Annotated in this window: 26 protein-coding genes; 7 read left to right on the top strand and 19 right to left on the bottom strand. The window is 35.9% G+C overall.

Going from position 1 to position 25454, the window contains the following annotated elements:
• The 4 genes from ABGX27_02860 to ABGX27_02845 all read left to right on the top strand — a co-directional run.
• Positions 1 to 664 (top strand): peptide chain release factor-like protein (locus ABGX27_02860; protein MEO2068432.1); only part of this gene is annotated, 664 nt, incomplete at its 5' end.
• Between the two features lie 116 nt (positions 665 to 780).
• Entirely contained in the window at positions 781 to 1890 is a 1110-nt protein-coding gene (locus ABGX27_02855) for a radical SAM protein (GenBank protein MEO2068431.1), read from the top strand.
• 27 nt (positions 1891 to 1917) lie between these two features.
• Positions 1918 to 2955 carry a uroporphyrinogen decarboxylase gene (gene hemE, locus ABGX27_02850; protein ID MEO2068430.1) on the top strand — a complete coding sequence of 346 codons (1038 nt, stop codon included), beginning with the start codon at positions 1918 to 1920 and terminating at the stop codon, positions 2953 to 2955.
• Between the two features lie 5 nt (positions 2956 to 2960).
• Positions 2961 to 3845, top strand: coding sequence for a hypothetical protein (locus ABGX27_02845; GenBank protein MEO2068429.1), 885 nt, complete (start codon positions 2961 to 2963; stop codon positions 3843 to 3845).
• Here the strand turns inward: ABGX27_02845 and ABGX27_02840 are convergent.
• From ABGX27_02840 to ABGX27_02790, 11 genes are all read right to left on the bottom strand, one after another.
• Entirely contained in the window at positions 3822 to 4157 is a 336-nt protein-coding gene (locus ABGX27_02840; protein ID MEO2068428.1) for a hypothetical protein, read from the bottom strand. The genes ABGX27_02845 and ABGX27_02840 overlap by 24 nt on opposite strands.
• A gap of 21 nt (positions 4158 to 4178) precedes the next feature.
• Entirely contained in the window at positions 4179 to 4421 is a 243-nt protein-coding gene (locus ABGX27_02835; GenBank protein MEO2068427.1) for a 4Fe-4S binding protein, read from the bottom strand.
• Between the two features lie 142 nt (positions 4422 to 4563).
• Complete coding sequence (locus ABGX27_02830) at positions 4564 to 5913, bottom strand: sigma-54 dependent transcriptional regulator (protein ID MEO2068426.1); 1350 nt, start codon at positions 5911 to 5913, stop codon at positions 4564 to 4566.
• On the bottom strand, positions 5888 to 6889 hold the full coding sequence (locus ABGX27_02825; GenBank protein MEO2068425.1) for an ATP-binding protein: 1002 nt from the start codon (positions 6887 to 6889) through the stop codon (positions 5888 to 5890). The genes ABGX27_02830 and ABGX27_02825 overlap by 26 nt, the downstream gene beginning before the upstream one ends.
• On the bottom strand, positions 6886 to 7281 hold the full coding sequence (locus ABGX27_02820) for a hypothetical protein (protein ID MEO2068424.1): 396 nt from the start codon (positions 7279 to 7281) through the stop codon (positions 6886 to 6888). Before ABGX27_02820 ends, ABGX27_02825 begins: the two co-directional genes overlap by 4 nt.
• 50 nt (positions 7282 to 7331) lie before the next feature.
• Positions 7332 to 8039 (bottom strand): 23S rRNA (guanosine(2251)-2'-O)-methyltransferase RlmB, encoded by a 708-nt coding sequence (rlmB, locus tag ABGX27_02815; protein ID MEO2068423.1) that lies wholly within the window; start codon positions 8037 to 8039, stop codon positions 7332 to 7334.
• A 4-nt stretch (positions 8040 to 8043) separates the two neighbouring features.
• Positions 8044 to 8442, bottom strand: coding sequence for a type II secretion system major pseudopilin GspG (gene gspG, locus ABGX27_02810; GenBank protein ID MEO2068422.1), 399 nt, complete (start codon positions 8440 to 8442; stop codon positions 8044 to 8046).
• A gap of 2 nt (positions 8443 to 8444) precedes the next feature.
• Positions 8445 to 9062, bottom strand: a complete 618-nt coding sequence (gene hisH / locus ABGX27_02805; protein ID MEO2068421.1) for an imidazole glycerol phosphate synthase subunit HisH — start codon at positions 9060 to 9062, stop codon at positions 8445 to 8447.
• A complete protein-coding gene (locus ABGX27_02800) occupies positions 9062 to 10663 on the bottom strand; it encodes an MlaD family protein (protein MEO2068420.1) in 1602 nt (533 codons plus the stop codon). Before ABGX27_02800 ends, hisH begins: the two co-directional genes overlap by 1 nt.
• Entirely contained in the window at positions 10656 to 11429 is a 774-nt protein-coding gene (locus ABGX27_02795; protein ID MEO2068419.1) for an ATP-binding cassette domain-containing protein, read from the bottom strand. Before ABGX27_02795 ends, ABGX27_02800 begins: the two co-directional genes overlap by 8 nt.
• On the bottom strand, positions 11426 to 12208 hold the full coding sequence (locus tag ABGX27_02790) for an ABC transporter permease (GenBank protein MEO2068418.1): 783 nt from the start codon (positions 12206 to 12208) through the stop codon (positions 11426 to 11428). Before ABGX27_02790 ends, ABGX27_02795 begins: the two co-directional genes overlap by 4 nt.
• 122 nt (positions 12209 to 12330) lie before the next feature.
• Here ABGX27_02790 and amrS point away from each other — a divergent pair, with 122 nt between their 5' ends.
• Genes amrS through ABGX27_02775 form a run of 3 tightly spaced genes read left to right on the top strand, consistent with a single transcriptional unit; the run spans position 12331 to position 16072 of the window.
• Positions 12331 to 13332 (top strand): AmmeMemoRadiSam system radical SAM enzyme, encoded by a 1002-nt coding sequence (gene amrS, locus ABGX27_02785; GenBank protein MEO2068417.1) that lies wholly within the window; start codon positions 12331 to 12333, stop codon positions 13330 to 13332.
• Positions 13333 to 13352: 20 nt separating this feature from the next.
• Positions 13353 to 14612, top strand: coding sequence for an MBL fold metallo-hydrolase (locus tag ABGX27_02780; protein ID MEO2068416.1), 1260 nt, complete (start codon positions 13353 to 13355; stop codon positions 14610 to 14612).
• Positions 14609 to 16072, top strand: a complete 1464-nt coding sequence (locus ABGX27_02775; GenBank protein ID MEO2068415.1) for a hypothetical protein — start codon at positions 14609 to 14611, stop codon at positions 16070 to 16072. The genes ABGX27_02780 and ABGX27_02775 overlap by 4 nt, the downstream gene beginning before the upstream one ends.
• A gap of 6 nt (positions 16073 to 16078) precedes the next feature.
• Here ABGX27_02775 and lpxC read toward each other — a convergent pair whose 3' ends face one another.
• The 8 genes from lpxC to ABGX27_02735 form a co-directional block, all read right to left on the bottom strand.
• On the bottom strand, positions 16079 to 16996 hold the full coding sequence (gene lpxC, locus ABGX27_02770; GenBank protein MEO2068414.1) for a UDP-3-O-acyl-N-acetylglucosamine deacetylase: 918 nt from the start codon (positions 16994 to 16996) through the stop codon (positions 16079 to 16081).
• Positions 16997 to 17103: 107 nt separating this feature from the next.
• The gene (locus ABGX27_02765) at positions 17104 to 18741 is read right to left on the bottom strand and encodes a radical SAM protein (GenBank protein MEO2068413.1); all 1638 of its coding nucleotides are present in this window, start codon (positions 18739 to 18741) and stop codon (positions 17104 to 17106) included.
• Between the two features lie 31 nt (positions 18742 to 18772).
• On the bottom strand, positions 18773 to 19843 hold the full coding sequence (gene ftsZ, locus ABGX27_02760) for a cell division protein FtsZ (GenBank protein MEO2068412.1): 1071 nt from the start codon (positions 19841 to 19843) through the stop codon (positions 18773 to 18775).
• A gap of 16 nt (positions 19844 to 19859) precedes the next feature.
• The gene (locus ABGX27_02755) at positions 19860 to 21104 is read right to left on the bottom strand and encodes a cell division FtsA domain-containing protein (protein ID MEO2068411.1); all 1245 of its coding nucleotides are present in this window, start codon (positions 21102 to 21104) and stop codon (positions 19860 to 19862) included.
• Complete coding sequence (locus ABGX27_02750) at positions 21083 to 21811, bottom strand: hypothetical protein (protein ID MEO2068410.1); 729 nt, start codon at positions 21809 to 21811, stop codon at positions 21083 to 21085. The genes ABGX27_02755 and ABGX27_02750 overlap by 22 nt, the downstream gene beginning before the upstream one ends.
• Complete coding sequence (locus tag ABGX27_02745) at positions 21808 to 22677, bottom strand: D-alanine--D-alanine ligase (GenBank protein ID MEO2068409.1); 870 nt, start codon at positions 22675 to 22677, stop codon at positions 21808 to 21810. The genes ABGX27_02750 and ABGX27_02745 overlap by 4 nt, the downstream gene beginning before the upstream one ends.
• Positions 22678 to 22679: 2 nt before the next feature.
• Complete coding sequence (murF, locus tag ABGX27_02740; GenBank protein MEO2068408.1) at positions 22680 to 23990, bottom strand: UDP-N-acetylmuramoyl-tripeptide--D-alanyl-D-alanine ligase; 1311 nt, start codon at positions 23988 to 23990, stop codon at positions 22680 to 22682.
• On the bottom strand, positions 23959 to 25422 hold the full coding sequence (locus tag ABGX27_02735; protein MEO2068407.1) for a UDP-N-acetylmuramoyl-L-alanyl-D-glutamate--2,6-diaminopimelate ligase: 1464 nt from the start codon (positions 25420 to 25422) through the stop codon (positions 23959 to 23961). The genes murF and ABGX27_02735 overlap by 32 nt, the downstream gene beginning before the upstream one ends.
• Positions 25423 to 25454: the final 32 nt, after the last annotated feature.

Raw genomic sequence — 25454 nt, 5'->3', positions numbered from 1 at the left:
AGAGAAGAAAGGTTGGAGTGTAGAAATTATCTCCCTTCACGAGACCGGACTTGGTGGAATTAAAGAAGTTGTGGCTACCATTTCTGGAAAAGGTGCATACAGCAGACTCAAGTACGAAAGTGGCGTCCATAGAGTTCAGAGAATTCCTGTTACAGAGTCAGGAGGAAGAATTCATACATCTACTGCAACGGTTGCTGTTCTTCCAGAGGCAGAAGAAGTTGACATTCACATTGATGAAAAGGATTTAAGAATTGATACATACCGTTCTTCTGGCGCTGGTGGTCAGCACGTAAATACTACTGACTCTGCTGTAAGGATTACTCACATTCCAACCGGAATAGTTGTTACCTGTTCTAATGAGCGTTCCCAAATTCAGAACCGTATAAAAGCTATGAAGATCTTAAGGGCAAGGTTAAAGGAATATTACGAAAGACAACAAAAAGAAAAGCTTGATTCTGAAAGACGTTCTCAAATAGGAAGTGGGGATAGAAGCGAAAAGATTAGAACCTACAACTTCCCTGAAGGTAGAGTAACAGATCATAGAATAAAGTTAACTCTTTATAACCTTCAAGAGTTTCTTGATGGTGAACTTGATGAAATGATAGATGCTTTAACTGCAGCTGAACAGGCTAAGAAGCTAGAAGTTCTTGTGAGGGAGGGATAAGGGTTCCTTCCTTTTTCTCTTCTTTTTAGTTTCTCTTGTTTTCAATTCCAATTAAAATCCCCTTTTAGAAAGTTTGATAAACTTATTTTCTCAAAATGTTTAAATTCGAGGTTAAAATGGCAACAAAAGAAGAGTTTTTACCTAAATGGATAGCATGGGAAGTTACAAGGCGTTGTAATTTAAAATGCATTCATTGCCGTTCTTCTTCTACTATGGAGTCTGAACAAGGAGATTTTTCTTTTGAAGATGCAAAGAAACTTCTTGACGATATTGGAAAACTCTCCAAACCGACAGTTGTTCTAACCGGTGGAGAACCTCTTTTAAGAGAAGACCTTTGGGACATTGCTGCTTATGGAACAGAAAAAGGTTTTAGAATGTGTATTGCTACAAATGGAGTTCTTGTTGACGATGAAGTTTGTAGAGAAATGAAAAGAGTCGGAATAAAAATGGTTTCTTTATCGCTTGATGGTTCAACTGCTGAAATTCACGACGACTTTAGAAAACAGCCTGGAGCTTTTGAAGGAGTAATTAAAGCAGCAGAACTTTTTAGAAAGCACAACATTCCATTTCTCATAAATTCCTCTTTCACTAAGAGAAACGCTTTTGACATTCCAAACGTTTACAAAAAAGCAAGAGAACTTGGTGCTAGAGCTTGGTACATGTTTTTAGTTTTACCTGTTGGAAGAGGAGAAGAAGCCAACGCTGAACTTTTAGATGAGAAAGAATCTGAATATTGGCTAAACTGGCATTATGAGCTTGAGAAAGAGTTAATTTTGAAAGGGGATAATACCATTTTAGTAAGACCTACTTGCGCTCCCCATTATTACAGAATCTTTAACCAAAATGCTAAAAGGGACGGATTAGATCTTAAAAGAAGAAATCTTGTCTTTGGAACTGGTGGCGGGAAGGGGTGCGTAGCTGGACAGTACATCGCTTACATTGACTGCCACGGATGGCTAAAACCTTGTAGCTATTTCCCTATTTCGGATATAAACGTTTTTGAAGTTCCATTCCACAGAGCTTGGTTTGAGTCAAAGATAATGCAAGATATGAGAAAGATAGAAGAATTTAAAGGTAGGTGCGGCAGCTGCGAATATGTAAAAATATGCAATGGTTGTAGAGTAAGGGCTTACTGGGAATATGGGGACTACATGCAGGAAGATCCAATCTGTAATTACGTTCCTATCAAAATGAAAATTGGAGTTAAGAAAAAAAGGAATTCTTGAAGACTTACCTAAAAAAGGAGTTCAAAGATGAAAGACCATCCAATTTTAAAAGCTGCAAGAGGAGAAAGGACCGACTATACTCCAATATGGATTATGAGACAAGCAGGAAGATACTCTGAACGTTATAGAAAAATAAGGGCTCAGGCTGGTAGCTTTATGGATTTGTGTAAAAATCCCAAACTCGCAGCAGAAGTTACTTTGATACCAATTGAAGAGATTGGCGTTGATACAGCTATTCTTTTTTCTGATATCTTAGTTCCTGTTGAAAAAATGGGAATAAGCGTTAACTTTGTCGAAGGTAAAGGCCCTGTTTTAGAGCCGAAAGTTGAAACTATTAGCGATGTTGAAAAGCTTAAAGTTCCAAACCCTTCTGAAGATCTTCCTTACGTTCTTGAAACTATCCAGTTGATAAAGAAAAAACTTACCGATAGACCTCTAATCGGTTTTTCTGGAGCTCCATTTACGCTGGCAAGCTATATGTTAGAGGGTGGAAGTTCTAAGAACTACATTGCAGCCAAATCTACAATGTGGAATAATTCAGAGCTCTGGGATGCCCTTATGTCAAAACTTACGGAAACAGTCATAGAGTACCTTTCTTCTCAAATCAAAGCTGGCGTTGATTTAATTCAAATATTTGACTCTTGGATGGGAGTTCTTTCAAAAGAAGATTATGAAAAGTTTGTTTTTCCATATACAGAAAGAATTGTTAATGAATTAAAGAAAAGACATCCAGAGACTCCTATAATTCACTTTGGAGTTAATGCAGCCCACCTTTTAGAAGTAAACAACAAACTAAACGTTGATGTAATTGGGCTTGATTGGAAAACGGAAATCTCCTTTGTACTTTCTAAGATTGATAAATCAATTCAAGGAAATCTCGATCCAGTAGCTCTCTTTGCAGATGAAAAAACTATCGAGGAAAAAGTTAGAAAGATACTGCAAGAGGGTTTAAAAGCTAAAGGACACATATTTAACCTTGGACACGGAATCCTGCCACCTACAGATCCTAAAAAAGCAAAGTTCTTGGTAGATACTGTTCATAAAATCAGCAAGGAGTTAAGGTAAAAAAGATGACAAGGTGGATTTTTACTTTTCTTTTTTTTCTTCTTACTCTCCTTTCTTCCTATTTAGCTTTAGAAAGTTTTGTTGAAAGTAAGATAAAAGAAAAGCTTGATGCAAAAATTTCCACGTTGCCTATAAAGGTTTCCTATAGTGATTTAAATTATTACCTACTTTCCAATGAAATTGTTATCAAGAATCTAAAAACCTCGGAATTTGGTATAGATCTTTTTGTAAGGAGAATCACCATTGATTTACCACTATTTGCGAGAAAGAAAGAACTTCCAGAAAGTCTAAAAGTTAATGTTGAAGGTTTAATAATTCCTCCCGGCTTTCCTGTTGTTTCTGGACTTCTAAAAACCTTAGGGCTTTCCGAAAATCTTTTAGAAGTTGACTTCCAGGCAGGCTATTTGTTTGAAGATGACATTTTCTTCTCGTATCTTACAACCCACCTTGAAAATCTTGCTAATTTTCAATTATCCGTTTCTCTGAAAAACTTAACCAGAGAAAGATTGGAAAAATTTTTAAAAGGAAAAACCCTTAACAGATACTTGATTGGAAAAATAGAACTTGCTTATTTATCGCTAAAGTATAAAGATTTAGGTCTTCTAAGAACTTTTCTAGAATATGAAGCAAGACAGGAAGGAAAGACTCCTGAAGAACTAAAAGAGAGATTTATCACAGCTATAGAAAAGAACGCAGAAAATAATCCAGTTTTTAGAGAAAGAATTGCCTATCCGTTAATTAGCTTCATTAAGAACCCTAAATGTTTGGAAATTATGGTTAAGCCGAAGAAGCCTTTATCTTTAAAGAGTTTGAAACGTTTCTTGCAGGATCATCCAGACATCATCAAGATTATAGAAGTTACGGCGCTAAGGTTTAACATCTGTAGTTAGTTTCCTTTTTCTCACGCGCTTTATCATTTCTTCCAAGGGAATTGGGGAAGCTTTTATACTTTTTGATGAACACACATGGACACAGTGTCTGCAACCATTGCAAAGTTCCGGAAAAGCAGGAATTATATTCCCTTCATTGTCAAGGTCTCTGGTTTCACACATGTCTAAACATTTTTCACACTTCTCACAACTTTTAACATCGATTGCTTGCAGGAAACTTGGAGTATAAAGATGCCCTCCAAAAGTTAGATAAGCATAATTTCCATTCTCATCCGAAAGAAGATCTTCTTCTTTAATTTCTAAGTCCTCCAAACTGGAGGAACAGTTAAAGCCTCACAAGAAAGCATCGTTTGGACAGACGAGTTTACACATTCCATCGCCAATACAGTATTCCAGAGAAACAATAACTGCTACTTTCTTTCCTTTAATTTCTTGAAGTTCTATGCAGTTTTGAGAACAAACCTTTACACACTCGCCACATCCATTACATCTTGCAACGTTTATCCCACCCGGATACTGTGGGACGAACGGAGACCCATCCTGACAAAGTATTACTTGCCTTTTAACTTTATCCAATATTTCGCATCTCCTCATGTTTCTAACCTGCTAAGGATTAATAATAGGTCATATGCTTAGGTTAGTCAATGCTTATCTAACATAATATTGTATCCTTATTATAAGGATAATATAATTAAAACTGATAGAGGAAAATTAATTTTCATCTTTCAATTCCTAACTCCTTAATTTTCTTTCTTAAGGTATTTCTATGGATACCAAGCACCTTCGCGGCTTTAACTTGATTGTAATCGCATTTCTTTAAAGTTTCAGAAATTAGGATTTTTTCCACTTTTTTGATAACGATATCGTAAAGGTTTCTTTCGTTTTTCAAAGACTTTATCCAACTTCTTATAGCCTCATCGATGGAAAAGGAAGGTTTCGCATTTAAATTTGGTTTTAGATCTTCAACATCTATGACATCAACTGGAGAAAGAATCATTGCACGTAGAATCATATTTTCAAGCTCTCTTACATTTCCCGGAAAGGAATAGTTTAAGAGCCAATCTCTAGCTTTGGACGAAAGCTCTTTTAGTGGAAGTTTAAATTCTTTAGAGAACTTCCTTATGAAGTATTGAGCAAGAGGAATTATATCCTCTTTTCTCTCTCTTAATGGAGGTAAAGAAATACTTACTACGTTAAGTCTGTAGTAAAGATCTTCTCTAAAATTTCCTTTTCTTACCTCTTCTTCTAAATCCTTATTTGTTGCAGCTATAACTCTAATATTAACCTTTATTGTTCTATTTCCTCCGACCCGTCTTATCTCTTTTTCTTGCAAAACTCTTAAAAGTTTTGACTGTAAAGAAAGCTCCAATTCTCCTATTTCGTCTAAAAATATCGTTCCACCGTTAGCTTGCTCAAAAAGCCCTTTCTTTGTTGAAAACGCTCCAGTGAAAGCTCCCTTCTCGTAGCCAAAAAGCTCTGCTTCAAGAAGATTTGAAGGTAAAGCTGCACAGTTTACAGCAACAAAAGGTTTATCTTTTCTATTCGAATACCTATGGATAGCTCTTGCGATAAGTTCTTTTCCCGTGCCACTTTCTCCTAAGATTAGAACTGTTGCATCACTTTTAGCAACTCTTCCTATAAACTTAAAAACCTCTTGCATCTTCTTGCTTGTTCCAACAATTTCATCTTGCCCTTCTATGTTTTCTTCTTCCTCTTTCTCATGACAAGACAAAATTCTTTCAAGAAGTTCTTTTATCTCTTCCAAAGAAAAAGGTTTTGTAATATATTCAACTGCTCCTTTTTCAATAGCTTGAACTGTGTAATCCATTGTGCCGTAAGCCGTTAGCATTACTACCGGAACATCCTTCACTTTGTCAAGAATTTGAAGCCCGCTTAACTTTGGCATTCTTATGTCAACAAAAGCTAAGTCCAGTTTTTCTTCCCTTAAAATTTCCAAAGCTTTTTCGCCATCTTCTGCTTCTACAACTTTGTGTCCCAGCGATGTTAGAAATTTTCTTAGGACGACTCTTATACTTTTTTCGTCATCTGCTATTAAAATCTTTGCCATCGTTCCTTCTCATTGGTAAGAAAATTGTTATTTCTGTTCCAACATTTTTTTCACTTTTAACTTTTAGTTCTCCACCATGTCCTTTTACTATCTCATTAGCAATAAAAGTTCCAAGTCCAGTTCCTTTTTCCTTAGTTGTAAAAAACGGCAGGAAAAAGTTCTTAAGTTCTTCTTCGTCCATTCCACAGCCTGTATCTGCTATCCTAATGAAAATAAATCCTGACGGTTGAATAGCATAACCGGTTTCTATTCTTATCAATTTATCTTTAGCATCGGTAAGGGACTCTAAAGCGTTCTTAAAGATGTTTATTATTGCCTGAGTAATTTTGTCTGAATCTAACAAAATCTCAGGTAAAGAAGGGTCAAAATTGTAAACAACTTTGACTTTGTGCCTCTTTATTTCGTGTTCAAAAAGTTTTACGACACTTTGAATGATTTCGTGGATATTTCTTCTTGAAAAGCTCAGTTTGGAAAAGTCAAAAGCTTTTACAATATTGTCTAGAAACCTTTCTATTCTTTCTGTTTCTTCAAGGATTACAGAGACCAATTCTTTATCATAACTTTTTAGTGTAGATAAAAGTTTAGCTGCCCCTTTAATGCCTCCTAAAGGGTTTCTTATTTCGTGAGAAATTCCTTTCAAGAAAAGGGTAATATCTTTTTCAAAAGGGCTAGTATCTTGCTGGACTATAACAATAACTCCTTCAACCTTAGAAGAAATGTACAAAGGAGCGAAAGTTAAATAATGACCGTTGTCCTTAAAACCGAAAATTTCAAGAAGTTCTGTATAGGACTTTTTTATTTGTTCTTCTATATCCTTTTTGTTTTTGAAAAATTCTGAAAGTTTTCTATCTTTTAAGTATTTTAGGGATCTATTTAAGAAACTTTCCATTTTTTGGTTGACGTAAGATATTCTCCCTTCCCCGTCGGTGAGGGCAACAGGAAGGGGAAGGGAAAAGAGAAGATCCTCTATTTTCATGTAATGGAAAGTCCTCCTTTTCCTCCTTTAGGAAACTCTTTAATCTTAGAAAGGTCTATGGAACCTGGAGTTGCAAGTTCTATCCCGGCAGCTGCTGCTTTAAACTGTTGGTGAAACTCTTTTAACTTGGATCTATCTCCAACAGGAACAACAGAAACTACCTGAGATTTCATAATGTAAGCTTCTACTGGTTCGTTTGCTGTTGGATCAAGAGGCATAATTGTTGCCTGTGCTCCCTTAGTTGTCGGTAAAAGGGCAAAAACGCCGGCATCTTTGATTTTAAGGTAGTCCTCTCCTATTTCTTCCAAAATGCCAATAATTCCTGAAGAAGGAATAACGCTTTCACCTCCAGCTGTCTGAATAAAAACAATCTTACCTTTAAGGTTTTCCATTTTTCCTCCTCTTTTAAAAAGTTGTTAACTAAAAAGATAAGACCAAAAAGTTATAGTTGCATAGATACACAGTAAAGACCTATTGCTACAGCGTTTGAAACGTTTAAAGAATTTACATGTCCCCTCATCGGTATTGAAACTACGTCATCCAGCTGTTTTAAGGTTGTCCTTGAAAGACCTTTGCCTTCCGAACCTGCTACAAGCCCCAAAGGAAAAGGAAATGAATATTTGCTTATATCTTTCCCCCCTGCCTCAAGACCAACAAGCCAACCGCCCATGTCTTTGAACTTTCTTAGGGCGTTCGAGAAACTGGAAACTATAGAAAACGGAACATAAAAAACAGCTCCCGTTGATGCTTTTACTACTGTATCACTAATAGTGGCACTTCTATCTTTCGGAAGAACTAAACCTATTACACCAAAAGCATCAGCTGAACGAAAGATAGCCCCAAGATTGTGGGGATCTTCTATTCTATCAAGGAATAGAAGACATCCTTTTGTTTCAATAGCTTCTTTTGCAAGTTCCTCAAAGCTTTTGGGTTCTACTGGAGAAACAACAGCTACAATGCCTTGATTTTTTTCCGTTTTTGCTACATCAAAAAGTTTCTTTTTGTTAACCTTTACTACCTTTATTCCCTGCTTTCTTACTAAAGGTAAAATTCTTTCTCTATCTCTAAAGTTTTCTTCAACGTATATTTTCAGAACAGGATATCCTGACCTTATTGCTTCTGCTACAGGGTTTATGCCGTATATAACCATTACTTTACCCTTCCACTTTTAGGTCATCTTCTGTTTCTTCTTCTCCATCAGCTCCGGGCGATATGAGAATAAAGTGTTTTCCATCTGAGATGTAAATAAAATCGTTTCCCCAAGCGTCCTTAGGAACGTTTTCAAGATATGGACCTTTCCAATTTTTAGGAACAGGTTCACTTTCAGGTTTCTCAACAAGGGCTTTGAGTCCTTGGTCTGTCGTTGGATAAGATGAGTTGTGGAGTTTATAAAGTTTTAACGCTTGTTCTATGTTCTTCATTTGAACTTGAGTCGTTGTTAGTTTTGCTTCTTCCCCTCTCTTTAAGAACTTTGGAGCTACAAGAGCAGCAAGAAGTCCTAAAATAACAATAACGACCATAAGTTCAATCAAGGTAAACCCTTTTCTTCTCATCTTTATGCCCTCTCAACTACTTTTAAGAAGTTTTCAAGTAATCTTAAGCCAACCTTTTGGCTCTTTTCAGGGTGAAACTGAGTGGCAAAAATGTTGTCTTTTTCAATTGAGGAGGTGAACTTTACTCCGTATTCTGTTTCTGTAAGTTTAACCTTTTCGTCTTTTGGTTTCACATAGTAAGAGTGAACGAAATAGAAAAACTCTCCATTTTCTATTCCATTAAGAAGTTCAGATTCCTTTTTCTTTTCAATTTGATTCCAGCCCATATGGGGAATTTTTAAATCTTTTGGAAGTTCAAACTTTACAACTTCACCTTCTATAAGTCCTAACCCTTCCGTTTCTCCAAATTCATAACTCTTTTCAAAAAGAAGCTGAAGTCCAAGACAAATACCTAGAATAGGTTTGCCTTTTTCTACTTCTTTTATTATCGCGTCCCAAAGTTTTTTCTCCTTTAAGTTCTTAACGGCATCTTTAAAAGCTCCAACGCCAGGAAGAACCAAACCTTTTGCATCTTTTAGTTTCTGTGGATCTTCACTTACCTCTACCTTAGCTCCTACAAACTCCAAAGCTTTGCTAACGCTCCTTAAGTTTCCCATGCCGTAATCAATCACAACTATCATTAAAATCCTCCAGCTGGAACAGAAGTAAGTAGATATTTTAGGTCTTCGTCTCCAAACAGTAATCCTGTTCCTAAGAAAAATCCTCTGTAATCTTTGTAAAGAAGTTCATCTCCTCCAAGGTAAAAGAACCAATTATCGCTAATGTTGTATTTTAAACCTACCCTAAGGTGAGGTGGAATTTCTTTTCCATCTTCGTCTTCTCTTCCAAAATCCCAAAGGTCTGAAAAGAGAGTATACTTCCCTATGGTGTAATCGAGACCTACCCCTCCTGTACTTTCCTTTAATCCTCCCCTTAAAACAAATTTGCCATTTCTGGAAAGCAATCTGTCTCTAAAAACTTTAGCGTACTGCAACGTAAGTTCTAAGCGATAACTTCTTTCTATTTCTTTTCTTAAAGAAGTGCTGTTTCCACTGGTAACGTAGTAGTATTTTTTATCAACTTTTCCTTGAGAGTCTCCAACAACTTCAAGTAAGTAGTAATGGTCTTCTGATGGAACAACTTTAAAGGTAAGGAGTCCCCTTGTATCTCCTGTTTTGGTGTTTACATCTCCACTGAAGCCTATATAGGTCTTTGTTTCCTCAAATTTACTTGCTAATTTTCCTAAAGTTTTTGCTGTATCTGAAACGCTCCTGTAGAGGGTATCATCGTTTACAAGTCTTCCAATCGTTCCGTTCCCTTCATTTATTTTTGAAACTAAAATTTTTATATCCTTAGAAACCTCTTTTAGGTTTCCTGCTAAAAACCTTAAATCTTGAAGACTTTCTTGAATGTTCCCTTTACTTTCTTTTATCGTTTCTTCTAATTCTTTAGAAATAAGTTCTGCCTTTTGTGTAAGCTCAGGTAATTTCTCAGTAACTTTCTTAAGGTTTACCACAACGGTTCTAATATCTTCTCTGTTTTCTGATACCATTTCTGATAATTGAACTGTTAAGGAGTTTACGTTATCAAGTACTTGGGTTAGTTCTTCGTTTAGTGCCATTGATAAAGCCAATACGTTTTGGAGAGTTTTTCTTAACGCATCCCTATTTTCTTCTATCACCTGATTTAAAGTGTTAACAGTCTGATCTACAGTTAAGGTAAGGTGGGAAACTTCCTCCATTATAATTGCTAACCTGTTCTTTCCATCGGAAGTTATTAAAGCCTTGTTAAAGTTCTCTACAGTTTCGTAAAGAGCCAGTAGGAGTTCATCCATAGAGGCTACACTTTGGGTATTTTCTATCACCGTTCCCGGTGTAAGTGGAGGAGCTGGAGGGGAACCTGGATAGAACTCTATGTACTTCTCTCCCATCAGTCCCATGGTTTCTATTCGTGCTTTAGCATTTTTATAGACCTTTATTGGTTTAAAGAAAATAACCTTAACTTCTGCAAGAGTTCCTTTCACGTCTATCTTTTCTACTCTACCAACTTCTACTCCTGCAACCCTTACAGGGGCATCTTTCTCTAGACCTGCTACATTTCTAAAAAGAAGGTAGTAACAACAGCTTTGAGGGGCTGCTTTTTGAAACTTTAAGGGATTTAGATTTGCTACTATCACTCCAAGTCCTAAAAAACTTAAAATAACAAATGCACCAACTTTTGCTTCTAAAGACAGTTTACCCATCGTTTCTCTCCAAAGAGTTTGTGATAGGTCCTTCGATTTCTCCACTTATAAACTGCTTCACAACCTTGTTTTTAGAATTCTTTATTTCTTCTGGAGTTCCAATTTGAACAACCTTACCATTCCAAAGAATCGCGATCCTATCAGCTATTCTAAAAGCACTGTTTACATCATGGGTTACAACCACGCATGTTTTTTTAAACTCATTCCTTAACCTTAGGATTAACCTATCAAGAACTGTTGTCATAACCGGATCAAGACCAGATGTTGGTTCATCAAAAAGGATACACTTTGGATTCATACAAAGGGCTCTTGCTACAGCAACCCTTTTTCTCATTCCTCCTGAAAGTTCAGAGGGAAATAGATCTTCCACTTCTCTTAATCCTAGAAGAGAAAGGTAATGTTTGGCAATTTCCCGAGCTTCCTTTTCCTTTATTCCTTTTTTCTCTATTAGATAGAAAGAAACGTTGTACCAAATAGGAAGAGAGTCAAAAAGGGCTCCACTTTGGAAAACGTAAGTTAGGGTTTCTCTAAACGCAGTTTCTTCCTCTTCTTCTAGATTTAAAACGTCCATTCCGTAAACAATTATTTTACCACTATCAGGTTTTATTAACCTTGCAATCTGCTTAAGAAGAACACTTTTACCTGTTCCCGATGGTCCCATTATTACGAAAATTTCTCCGTCGTAAACAGTAAAGTTTACCCCGTTATGAACAACCTTTTTGCCAAAAGACTTTTTTAAATCCTTAACTACAATGGCCTCTTTCATAGATTTAAGAACCTCAGTATGAAGGTTATTAGGTAGTCTGAAACGAGAATAGCGATAGAAGATACTACTACCGCTTTTGTTGTAGATTCTCCTACTCCTTTTGCTCCTCCTCTTGTTAAGTACCCGTAAAAACAACTAATCGTAGATACTAAAAGTCCAAAAATTGCTGCTTTTATAAGTCCATGAATAACGTCTCCAAAATCTACAAGAGTTTGAGTGTATTTCATGTAAAGAACCTTGTTTATATCAAAAGTCATCACGCTAACTACATATCCTCCAACGTAACCCACTACATCAGATATTATCGTTAGGAGAACAGCAGCAATGATAGATGTATAAACCCTTGGTGTGATCAAGTACTTAATCGGGTCAACAGCCATCATTCGTAAGGCATCTATCTGTTCAGTTACTTTCATTGTTCCAATCTCTGCTGCCATGGCAGATCCTGATCGGGCAGTTAGAAGAAGTGCTGTAAGAACCGGTGCCATTTCCCTTGACATAGATATGGCAACAACTCCTCCGATCATAAACTCAGCGTTAAACTGATGGAAGGCTTCATACGTTTCAAGGGCAATAACTCCTCCCGTGAAAAGGGACGTAATGGCAATGACAGGTAAAGATCCCGCTCCAATATTTGCAAGGTGGTGTAAGTAATGTTTGATCCTGAAAGGTTTTGAGAAAGCCAAGGTTAGACTTTTTAGTGAAATTATTAGCCAACTTCCCCAGAATTCAAAGAGATTAATGACAACTCTTCCTATACTTTCCAAGATTCCAATCAACCTTAATCTCCATTATATACTTAATATCCAATTAATCCTCAAGAGTAAAAATATATCTTTTTCGTATTCCAAATTCTACACTGTAGGTTAAATTAAAAAGTAAGAACACGAAGGAGGGAATTATGCTAACTGTCTTAGCAGATTACTGGGAACCTTTGGAAGACAATAAGGTAAGATGTACTTTATGTCCAAGAAACTGCACAATCTTAGATGGTGGACAGGGATTTTGTCTTGTTAGAAAAAATAGAGGAGGTAAACTTTACACAACCGTTTATGGAGAAATTACGTCCCTTGCTTATGATCCTATAGAGAAAAAACCGCTTTACCATTTTTATCCGGGGTCTGTCATACTCTCGGTTGGAACAAACGGTTGCAACCTTGACTGTAAATCTTGCCAAAACTGGGAAATATCAAGGCAGGAGACAAAAAGAGAAATATTTTTGCCAGAGATTGCCGTAGAATACGCAAAGCAATACGGGTCTATCGGTATAGCCTATACTTACAACGATCCGATAATTTGGTTTGAGTTCGTAAAAGATACTGCTAAGAGGATAAAGGAAGCTGGACTTGTTAACGTCATGGTGACCAACGGCAACATATCTATAGATGCTCTAAGGGAGATCTTGCCCTTTATAGATGCTTTCAACGTTGATTTAAAAGGAATGGATAAAGAATACTATTCAAAATTTTCTTCATTTCCAAATCCAAACGTTTGGAAAGTTTGTGAAGAGATTAGAAAAGCTGGTAAACACTTAGAGTTAACAAAACTTATAGTCCCTGGTTTTGATGAATTTACAGAAGATTTCTTTGAAAGGTTTGGAAAGTGGATTTCAGAAAACTTGGGAAGGGATGTTCCTATACACTACTCAAGATTCTTTCCAGCTTACAAATTGATGAATACTCCTCCAACACCTTTGGAAGTTTTGAACTTAGCTTACGATGTAACGAAAGAATATCTCTACTACGTCTACGTTGGTAATGTAATAGAACCAGAGAGGGAATCTACCCACTGTCCTCTCTGTGGAGAAATTTTAGTAAGGAGAATAGGCTACGACGTTGAAGTCTTATTTCCTGAGAGTGGAGAATGTCCAAGATGTGGTAGGCCTGTTGATTTTGTATTTTAAATGGTATTTAATTACTTTCCATGGAAAACCTTCTGATACCTATTGGTGGCGGAAACGAAATAGGGGCTAGTGCTTACCTTTATATTGTAGACGATGTAAGAATCTTAGTTGATTCTGGAATAAGGTTTAACCCAAAAGATCCTTATCCAGATTTTGAACTTCTAAAGAACATTGCTCCTTCTCTTGATGCGATATTTATTACTCACGCCCACGTTGACCACTGTGGAAGTGTTCATATTCTCTCCTCCTTCTATCCTGAAACCCCGATCTACACGACACACGAAACAGCTCAGCTTCTTTCTCTAATGGTTGAGGATGCGATAAAGGTTAAGTACATAAAGGAAAAGAACTCCTTAGCAGAGTGGAATGAGTATAAACTTCTAGATGAAGCTTTTAAAAGAATTGAAAGAAGGGATTTTTTTGATGCTATTAAGATAAAAGATATTGAAGTAGAATTTTTACCGGCTGGTCATATTTTAGGTGCTGCTTCTATCGTAATAAAGTACGAAGACAATAAATCTATTTACCATACCGGTGATATATCGTTAAGTCCACAAAGTACCGTAAAAGGTGCAGTTCTCCCGGCAGAATCCCCAAACCTTCTTGTAACCGAAAGCACCTATTACTACTCAAACAGAAGTTTTGACAGAGAAAAAGCTATAAACGATTTTTACGAAACTCTCATCAGAGTTTTTGAAAGGAAAGGAAAAGTTTTAATTCCAGTTTTTGCCCTTGGAAGGGCTCAAGAGATAATTCTCCTTCTAACAGAAGGTATGAAGAGTGGAAAACTTCCTCCAATTACAGTTTACGTTGACGGTCTTGCAAGAGAAGTTTCAAATATCTACGAAAACCTTCTTAATAGAAAACTATTTAACTACTTTGTTCAACCTGCGCCTACTTACGATGGACTTAACTTCTTGGAAGCGTGTGAAGAAAATCTTCGGGAGGCTGACTGTATCGTTTCAACCTCAGGAATGCTCATGGAAGGAACCCCTTCTTACGTTTATGCATCTATTCTTTCAAAAAACGGTAAAAACGCCATAGTTTTTAGTGGATACATGGTTGAAGAAAGTTTTGGTTATAAACTTCTTAACGATAAGAGGATTTTCAAAGCTTTCAAGTGTGAACTGAAAAAACACCACTTCTCTGCCCATTCAGGGCACGCTGAATTAGAAAAGTTAATTGAAAGACTTACGCCAGAAAGAACAGTTTTTGTTCACGGCTATCCTTTAAAAGATGGAAAATTTCATGCATTTAACCGCGAGGTAGTAAGATTTTGAGGGTATACTTCGGATATCCTGAGTCGGTTTCTTTAGACGGAACTTTTAAAATTAAAGACCTTTTTTTAAAAGAGGTTGGTATTGATTATGAAACAGTTCCAATAGAAGTAAAGCGAAAACTTTTGTCTATTCTTGATAACCTTGACAAGACAAAGTATCTCTACCTTGGAAATATTTACTACGATGCTATAGACATACTGGAGTTTGCCCTATTTGGTGTATCGGCAAGCTCTTTTAGAGAGATAATCTTGCCAGGGTATCTATACGGAAAACCGACATTTTTAATAAGAAATCTTTTTAGAAACTCTTTCACTAGAAATTTTTCTATATATTACGATTTTAACTTCTTTAATAGAGAGACTTTAGTTGTAAACATTGGTTATAAGAAAACCTCTGTATCTATTGGGGGACAGTTTGTTGTAATAATACCAATCGGAGAATACCATTTTGTTGATGGACTTGGAAACTACCTTTTCAATAGATACCTACTTGAGAAAAGAATTTCAAATACCCAGCTGAGAAAGGAAGGTTTAAGGGGAATAGTCCTTGATAAGTTTAGAAGTTTTGCAGCCAAAGTTCTCTTTAAGGGTAGTAGAGTAATAGAGTTTGACGACTACAAAAGAGAGATTTCTGAAGAAGAAATAAAACTTGCTATTTCTCCCTATGCAGGTGAAACCAATTACGGGGATTTTGTTGAAAAACCCAAAGACTTGTCTTCTTCTATTGTCTTAAGCCTTTATAGTTTTGAGGAAACTTTCAAAGAGAGACCTCCTGTTAAAGAGATAGTTTTAATAGGAAGACTTACTTTTCCATTTAAGGAAGTTTTACAGAAAATATTTCCAATTCCAGTAAAGGAATTCAAAGAAGAAGAACTTTTAAAGGCATCTCTCTTAAATCCTGTTTTTAGGACAGTTCTTAAAAAGATAGACTTTGGCTTGGATAAAGGGCAAAGGACTTTCTTCTCTTGTAAAGGAGAAAAGATGGACTTTTCTCTTAAAGCTCTAAGGGGACTTTTTAACAAAAGGGATTTAAAGGGACTTTACGTTATAGAAAAGCTGGTTCAAGAACAAGAAAGCCTTGGTAAAGAAGAAAGGGAGAAATTCATATTAGAACTTCTTTCTATTCTAAAAAGGTGTACATTGAGAAGGAAAGAGGACATCCTTTACCTTAACTACTCAATAGCTGCCCTTTCTAAAGTTTCCATTCCAGAGAAATTTTTTCAAAAGGTCTTGGATGAAATGGTAAGTAAAGCATTTAACTGGCAACTTCCTTTTGAAACAAAGATGAATATTCTCTATTTCTGTTTTAGGTTTAAAGAAAAAATAAGGGACGAGAGAATAAAGGTATTCTTACCACTTTTACTTACCTACATAAGGGATAAAAAACTTTCAGAAGGAGAAAGAAACTTCATCAGAACTGCTGTTTCTTCGATTTTTGAAATAGATTTTTACCGTTACTAGTTACTCTCAATTAGTGGCAATAGCTTCATCAAGAACTACTGGGGAAAGCTTTCCGTCTTCTCTTGCTTCAAACTCAACAACTTCAAACAGTTTATTTTCGTAAATGGTTTTAACCAACATGGCATTAAGTGCATGTCCAGTTTTATAAGCTGTAATCCTTGCTAGAAGTGGATAGCCGAGGATGTATAGATCTCCTACTAAGTCTAAAGTTTTATGGGCAACAAACTCGTTTTCCATTCGAAGTCCCGATTCGTTTAATATGTCGTATTTATCGATGACAATAGCGTTTTCTAAGCTTCCTCCTTTTGCTAATCCCTGTGATTTTAGAAATTCAACCTCGTGGGCAAAGCAAAACGTCCTTGCTTTGGATATTTCTTTAAAGTTTTCAAGGGAATGGGTATAGACAAGTCTTTGGTATCTTATCTTCTTATAAGTATGGTCAAAGGAGATAGTGTTATCTATTACAAGTTCGCTTGCCGGTTCTGCCTTTATTCTCTTTGTTTCGTGTTCAATCAGAACTTCCTTTTTTAACCTTGCATACTTTCTTTTTTTTGACTGCTTCTTTATTCCGCATTCCTCGAAAAGATAAACATAGGGAGCAGAACTTCCATCAAGTATTGGAAGTTCTTCAGAATCAAGGTAGACAAAAAGATTGTCTATTCCAAAAGCTGAAAGAGCTGCCATCAGATGTTCTACGGTGTGTATGGAAATTTTTCCATTAGAGAGGTTTGTTGCGTAAAACAGTTTTGAAAGATATTTAGGACTAGCCTTAATGGAAGGGGAACCAGGTTTGTCTACTCTTATGAACACTATTCCTGTATCCGGAGGAGCAGGGGATAACCTTACGCTTACTTTCTTCCCTGTGTGAAGACCTATTCCACTAAAGGTAGTTTCCCTCTCTATAGTCCTTTGGAAAACTTGCACTTGATTAACTCCCAACTTCCGTATTTGTTCATTTTCATTATAGTCTTCTCTTTGTCTATTTTTACCTTTTCCTAATGAAAAATTTTGCGAATTTGCATTTAAATTTCTCAATTACAAAGACCACAAAGCTTACAACCTTTAAAGCAGGTAGGAGTGGATTTTCCGCTAAAAGTATTTTGGTATTCTCTCCAAAGATACTCTCTATTTATTCCGCTTTCTACAATTTCCCAAGGTAGGATCTCGTTTTTTTCCCTTTCTCTAGTATAAAGTTCGTCAAGTTTTAACCCTTTTTCTTTTAAACTTCTTCTAATATTGGTATTTGTAACGGCAGATACAACTGCAGCTTCTCCTACTCTTGTGTCTCCTCTTGCAATAATAGCTTGCATTATTGCGTCTTTAACGTTTTCGTGGGTAAGCTTGACGTTAGGGATTTTTGAAATTCCTTTTTTCAAAAACTTTAACTTTCTCTCAATTTCTCCCTTACTGTTCATTCCATACCACTGGAATGGAGTAAAAGGTTTTGCTATAATTGGATTTACACTAAGATGAATTTCTCCTGTTCTTTTTCTTTCTTTCCAAAATTTTAAAGCTAATTCTCTAAAAGATCTTGCCATTTCAATTATTCCTTCTAGATCTTCTTGGGTTTCGCTCGGGAGTCCTACTAGGAAGTAAAGCTTTATATTTTCAGCCCCACTCTGAAGAGCTTTTTCAGCAAATGCAAAGAACCTTTCATCAGGAACTTTCTTGTTTATTGCAAATCTCAACCTTTCTGTTCCAGCTTCGGGTGCTATCGTAATAGTTTTTTGTTTGGACTCCTCTATAATCTTGAAAACATATTCTTCGGAAGATGAAGCTTTTAAAGAAGAGAAAGAGGCTTTCATGTTGTATTTTTTCAAAATTTCCAAAAGTTCTTTCATTTTTGAGTAGTCCGAAACTCCCGCCCCTATGAGACCGACTCTGTCTCCATACCTTGAAGCTATTTTTATTTCTTCTTCAACAACTTCAATATCTTTTTCTCTAAAGGGAAGTCCCATGTATGAGGCTACACAGAAGCGACATTTTTCAATGCAGCCACGGCTAAGTTCTATTAAGAACATATCTTTGAAAGCTGTGTCTCCTGTCAGGAAACAAGAGTGTGAAGGAGTTTTACTAAAAATTGGAGACCGAAAAATTCTTTTCCTCTTTCCGACTATTTCTTTTACAAAGTAACCATCGTAGAAAAATTTGTAATTTTTACTGACTATAATGTTGTCAAATTCATCTAAGGATTCAATGTCAAGGTTTGTTTCAGAAAGTTTCTTTATAACTTCTTCAAGTCTTCCTTCAGCTTCCCCCAAGTAAACAACATCAAAGATTGGCAAAAAAGGAGTAGGGTTGTAAAAAAGTCCTATTCCTCCACCAAAAATTATAGGGTATTCTCCTTCTTTCCGATCTGACCTTAGAGGGGGAATACCGTTTTTGTATAAAAATTTTGCTACTACAAAGAGATGTTCTTCATAAGTAATAGAAAAGGCAATGACGTCGAAAGAGAGAAGATCCTCGCCTAAAAAGAAAGAGTAATCGGAATCTAAGAAAAATAAATCGCAACTTATTCCTTCAATAGAATTTAAAATAGAGTAAATTCTATGAATTGCTAAACTTGAAAGTCCTACTTTTGTTTCTCCCGGATAGACTAAACAAACCTTGAGATCCCCTTCCTTAAACTCTAAATGGCAACATTCATCTATAAGGATAACTTTAGACATAAATAATTCGAATAATCCTCCGTTTTCTTTTTCAATCTTCCTTTTTCAGTTCCTCTAAGAGTTTTGATACGTCGTCAAAAGATATATCCTTCTGTTCTGCTTGGGTGAAATAGTTTCTTTCTCTTCCAAAGATAGGTCTTCCTTTTTCATCAAAGCCTGTTGCTATAACTGTAACTTGTATAGTATCTTCTAGGTTTTCGTCTATGCTAACTCCAAAGAAAAAGTTTGTATCGTCCCTTTTCGTTCTTTCTTTTATTAGTCCAGCAGCGGCGTAAGCTTCATCTAGGGTTAGATCCGAACCACCTGTGATATTAACTAGAATTCTACTTGCCCCTTCTACCTGAACGTTCTCAAGAAGAGGATTATCTATCGCCTTTCTTGCAGCAGTTAAAGCCCTTTCTTCTCCGCTTGCCTCTCCAGTTCCCATTAAAGCATATCCACCGCTTTGCATTACAGTCTTAACGTCAGCAAAGTCAAGGTTGATAAGTCCAGGTTTTGTTATAACTTCTGTTATACCTTTTACAGCTTGGTAAAGGACGTTGTCAGCTAGCCTAAAAGCGTTTAATATACTCATGCTCTTTGGGGCAACGGTAAGAAGTTTCTGGTTAGGAACAACCATTAAGGTATCTACAAACTCTTTAAGTCTTCTGATTCCAGCTTCGGCATACTCGTGTCTTCTTCTACCTTCAAAATCAAAAGGTCTAGTGACGACTCCAACAGTTAGAACTCCCATATCTTTTGCAATTTTTGCAACGATTGGGGCAGCTCCTGTTCCTGTTCCTCCTCCCATTCCAGCTGTTATAAATACCATATCCGTTCCCTGAAGAACTTCTCTGATTTTAGGTTCATCTTCAAGAGCTGCCTGTTCTCCAATTTCCGGTTTCCCTCCAGCTCCAAGCCCTTTGGTTAGTTTTTCTCCTATTTGAACTTTTATCGGAACGGAAATTTTGGAAAGTACTTGGGCATCAGTGTTTATGGCGATGAACTCAACTCCCTCTATCCCTTTTTCAAACATTCTTGAGACAGCATTTCCGCCTCCTCCCCCAACACCAATCACTTTTATAACCGGTCCTAAAAATGTATCTTCTGCTAAGTCAAACATCTTTCCTCCGTGTACTTTATATCAAGTCCGTAATAAACCGCCAAATTTGTGCAAAGAAGTTTTTCTTTGGATACTCCTTGGTTAAGTCTTCTTTTATATCTGAAAGTTTTTCCCTGTTTTTCAGTGAAAGAACGTAGTTTGTTACTCCGACTACAGGTGAAAGTTCAGGATCCTTTAGATTCTCATCCTGTGTCTCGGTTAGAATTGCCGGTGCTTTAAGTATCTTTGAAGCTAGAAGATCTAGGTCTTTTAGCTTAGATAATCCTCCACAGAGGTAAATTCGATTTAGCTCACTAATGAATAAAGGATCTTTTTGGTTTAATTCTTTCTTAATGTCCTTAAATAGTTTTTTAAGTTGCATATGGATGAAAATAGGAATTATTATCTTGGGAATATTCTTTTGAACCGTTCCGTAGTTTATAGTTATAACTTCTTCTGTGTTCACATTTAAAGCATAAGCCGTCCCATGTTCTTTAAAAAGTCTTTCAGCTTCCTTTCTGCTTACTTTCAACTTTCTAATTAAAAAATCTATTATGTCCTCTGTGCCAAAGGGTATGTGTTTACTCAAAACTGGCTTATCTTCTCTAAAGTAGAGATACTCTACGTTTCCTGCTCCCATGTAAAGGACTAAGTTGTTGTTGAAATAGCTTCTTTTGTCTCTTATACCGTAGGAAGCTGCAAGGGATTGAAGAACAACCCCCTTAAGCCTTAAATTTACTTCTCTCAAAAGAGTCTCAATCGTTCTTATAGAAGATTTGGTAGCAAGGACTATAAAAGCTTTCATAGTAAGTTCTCTTCCATTATGACCTATGGGATTTTGAATTCCTGAAAGATTCTCTATTCTAAATTCCTGAGGTATTATGTGGATTACCTCATAATGGCTTCTTACTGTATGACCAAACTGTCTTAGAAGTTCTCTCTTTGCTTTGTTCTTAACCTCGTTAACATCACTGTAAGAGATGGTTTGTATTCCGGGAAAAGTTATTGTAGCTTCAACGGAAAAACTTAAAGTGTGAGCTCCAGTAATTAGAACGTATGCTTCAGGAGGAAGAGTTTCTGAACTTTCTAACTTTAGTTTGTTAAGACAACTTTTTAAAGATTCGGCAGCTGATTGAAAGTTCACAATATTTCCACTTTTTATTCCCCTCGAGGGAACAGTTGTGATTGTTATGTTCTTTTTTCCACTTGATGATATTACCGACAATGCAGTTCTTATTGAGTATGTTCCTAAATCTATGGTTAAGATTTTTTGTTCAAGCATTGATTCCTCCCTCTTATGAGCAGGTTAGAAAAGCGAAAATCGTAGATTCCAGGTATGAGTCCTTTTGCAATTCTATCAAATCGTAGAAAATTATTCCAAGAGTTCCCGCTATTATCTAAATAAATAATTGTTTTTGTTTTTGGAAAAACCAAATTAATTCCTATATCTGTTAATATTATTTCAGGGTTTAGTAGATAGATTTTTGTTTCTTTTAAACGTTCTTCCAGCAAAGAAATTTCCATTTTTATTAAATTTTTTAGTTTAAAGAAACTATTTACTAAAACAAACGGAGAAGATTTTCCTTTGTAGTAGTAAATGGGTTTTTGAGGTACAAATCCTTCCTTTTTATCAAGAACAAATCCTTCATCGTTCAAAAAATAGGTATAACCATTATAAAAGAGAGAAAAAGCAACTTTTTCTTCTTTAACTTTTATTATTAGAGTTCCTGCGTTAAAAAAAATTTTGTTATCTTTTACCCACGGTAAAGAGTCTATAGTTCTTTTCAAATATTCTAACTCCTCAATATCTACCGTTTCTCCTGGTCTTACAAGAGGAAAAACATACTGACTTATCTGAAGTTCCCAAGTTCCATTTCCATTTTCTATTTCTAACTTTATCTTCTCTACCTTTTGCGGAGCTGTTAGAAAACCGTAAATACTAATACCTACTAGGAAAAGGACTATGACAAGGAAAATTAGCTTTTTCACCCTCTTAAAATCTCCTCTACAAGGTCTTCAAATTCTATACCGTAAAATTTTGCTGCCTTGGGTAGAAGGCTTCTTTCAGTCATTCCTGGAATGGTATTTACTTCAAGAACATAAGGAATGTTAAATTCGTCAATTCTAAAGTCAATTCTTACAGCTCCTCTACACTCTAATACTTTATAAATCTTCTCTGCCAGTTTTCTAATCTTTTCCTCAAGTCTTTTGGAAAGTTCAGCAGGTATCTTGTAGGAAGTAGTTTTTTTCTTATACTTGGAATCAAAGTCATAAAAACCCGTTTCTGTGATTATTTCTATCGGAGGTAAAACTTTTCCGAAAAGAACAGCAACAGTAATTTCTTTTCCTTCAATAAACTCCTCTACGATGATCTTTGTATCGTATTTAAAAGCTTCTTCAACTGCTTTTTGAAAACTTTCTTCATCTTTAGCAATGTTTATTCCAACAGTAGAACCAGTTCTTGCAGGTTTAACTACACAAGGAAACTCAACCCAATTTACTTCGTCTCCCCTAAAGTAGGTTTCTCCACTTGGTACAGGAATACCGTAAGTTTTTAAGATTCTTTTTGTGATATCTTTATCCATACAGACTGCACTCGTTTGAGTATTACAACCTGTGTATTTAAATCCTGTGATCTCTAAAAGTCCTTGAACAGTGCCATCTTCCCCAGGAGACCCGTGAAGAACTAAGAAAACTTTATCTGGATTTATTTTTTTTAGATTTTCTACTATATTTTCGTTAAGTTCTACCTCAAAAACCTGATATCCCTTCTTATGTAAGGCTTCTACAACACTTTTAGCACTTTTCTTTGAAATCTCAGCTTCTGGAGATGGTCCTCCAAAAACGACAGCCACCCTCAATCTTTATACCTCTTTCTTAGAATTTCACAAACTTCTTCTAAGCGGTTTCCCCTCGAACCTTTGACAAGAACAACTTTTCCATGAAAATCATACTTATTTACAAATTTAATTAATTCTTCTTTCCTTGTAAAGTAGAACTTATTGCCTTCAAATTCTCTAAAAGCGTGTTTCGTTTCTTCGCCATAGAAAACGCCAACATCTATTTTAAAACGGTTAAGTAACCTTCCTAAGTTCTTGTGTTCTACCTTCGATTCTTTTCCAAGTTCTAACATTTCTCCTATTACGGCGACTTTTGGGTAAGGTTGTAAGGATAGAACTCTTATTGCATTTTCCATAGACTTTGGATTGGCATTGTAGGAATCATCAATAAGTACTATTCCGTTCAGCTTCTCTACATTAAGCCTTTTTTCCGGTGGTGAAAAGTGTTTTACGAGATCAACTACCTCGTTTCTTGGTAGATCGAAAATGAAAGAAAGTCCTAACAAAATTAAGGTTGCATTAACGATTCCAAATCCAGGAACTTGTGAAAAAATTAAAAAATTCTCTCCAAATGCTTCAATCTCGAACTCTGTGCTATCCGGTTTAAAGAAAACCTTCTTAAGTTTTACGTCTCCATCTCTTCCAAAGGTTATAACTTCGTTACTTTTTGAAAAACTTTTTAACTTTTCAGGAACTATTGCTAAGGAGGTGTTTTCTGTAATTGAAAACTTTTCATCTAAAAGTTCGTTAAAGCTCTTAAATCCCTCCATATGGGCCTTTTCTACAGTGGTGATTACAGAAATTTCGGGTTTTACAAAGGATGTAAGCTCTGCCACTTCCCCTTTTTTATTCGTGCCGATCTCTTGAATATAGACTTTTGCATTAAGAGGAAGATTGGAAAGGGTATAAGCAATTCCCAAAACATTGTTGAAACTTTTCTTATTTCTATATGTTGTAAAAAACTTTTCGAAGACAAAGTTTATAAGCTCTTTCGTTGTGGTTTTTCCAACGCTTCCTGTAATGGCTATAGTTTTTCCAGAAAAATTACCCCTTTTCCACTTTCCAAGATTTAAGAAGGCAGAAAAGGTATTTTCTACTTCTACTATAAACTTTCCTTCTGGAATTTTAAAAAACTTCTTTTCGCTAAAAGCTCCAACTGCACCTTTTGAAAAAGCATCGTCGATAAACAGGTGTCCGTCCCTTTTCCCTTTTATTGGAACAAAAAGACTTCCTTCTTTAACTTCCCTTGAATCAAACTCAAACGATTTGACAAAGCCACTTCCTTTTAGTCTGCCATTAACAATCTTTGCTAGTTCCTTTGCATCCATAGAACTCTTTTACGACCTCTTTATCGCTGAAGTAAAACTTTGTGTCTTTTATAATCTGATAGTTTTCGTGTCCTTTACCGGCAATAAGAACAATGTCTTTTTCTTTTTTCTCTTGTAAAGCTCTAAATATTGCTTCTTTCCTGTCAAGAACAACTTCTACTTTTGATCTATCCTTAATTCCCTTTAGGATATCTTCTACGATTTCTCTCGGGTCTTCACTTCTAGGATTGTCGTTTGTAATTATAACTTTATCTGAGAACTTTTCTGCAACTTCTCCCATTAAACTTCTCTTTTCTCTATCTCTGTCTCCTCCACATCCAAAAACGGTTATTATTCTTCCCTTCTTTAGAGTGAAAAGAGTTTTTAAAACCTTTAAAAGGGCATCTGGAGTGTGGGCATAGTCAACAAAGACTCCGTTTTCCACTTCCTCCATTCTGCCGGGAACCTTTATACCGTGGAAGAGATTTTCTATTTCCTTTCCTTCAAACCCTACGTTGATTAAACAAGAAAATGCTGCTGCCACGTTGTAAGCATTAAATTCACCTATGAGATTGGTTTTTACTCTGTAAGTTTGCCCTTTTGTTTCTATGTAAATTTCCTGAAAAGAGTGTTTAGAAACTATGGATTTTATTCTTACCTTTCCATCTTTGCCGAAAGAGATAATTTTGCAGGGAAATATGTGTCTTAGTCCCGCTAGAACTTTCCCGAAACTGTCATCAATGTTTACAATTCCAAACTCTTTGGTGATGAAAAAAAGTTTCTCTTTTGCTAGAAAATATTCATAAAGATCTTTATGAAAATCTAAGTGATCTTGGGTAAGGTTCGTGAATATTGATCCTGTAAAGAAAACTCCTGCTACTCTATGTAAAGCTAGTCCGTGGGATGAAACTTCTGAAACTACAAACTCTGCACCTTCTTCGAGAAATTTCTTTAAAAGTTTTTGGAATTGAATAGGACTTGGAGTTGTTCTCGTAGAAGGTTTTCTATTTTCAGGGGTTCCGTATTCAACCGTTCCTATGATTGCTGTTTTTACGCCAAGTTTGTTTAAAACCTCGTAAAGTATATAAGCCGTTGTGGTTTTTCCGTTAGTTCCAGTAATACCTATTACTTTTATCTTTTTTGAAGGGTTTCCTAAAAAGTGTGAAGCTATTATTCCCAATTTTTCCCTTAGGTTTTTAACATAAATGACAGGAATTGATAATTTTCTGGAGAGAACTTCAGATTTTTTCTTGTTATCAGATAGTATAGCTACTGCTCCCTTTCTAGCAGCTTCCTCTACAAAATCGTTTCCGTCAAAGGAAAACCCGGTTATGGCACAAAATAGACTTCCTTTTTTAACTTCTTTTGAATTATCGGTAATATCAAAAATCGCGGGATTTCTTTTCCCGTTCCACTTAATACCAGAAAGTTGTAAAAGACTATGTAGTTTCATAGTTTAACCTAGAGGAATATAATCCCCCAAGA

Source organism: Desulfurobacteriaceae bacterium (genome assembly GCA_039832905.1).
In the GTDB taxonomy this organism is placed as follows: domain Bacteria; phylum Aquificota; class Aquificia; order Desulfurobacteriales; family Desulfurobacteriaceae; genus Desulfurobacterium.
The sequence above is the reverse complement of the archived record's forward strand: the minus strand, read 5'-3'. Positions and strand labels throughout refer to the sequence as shown.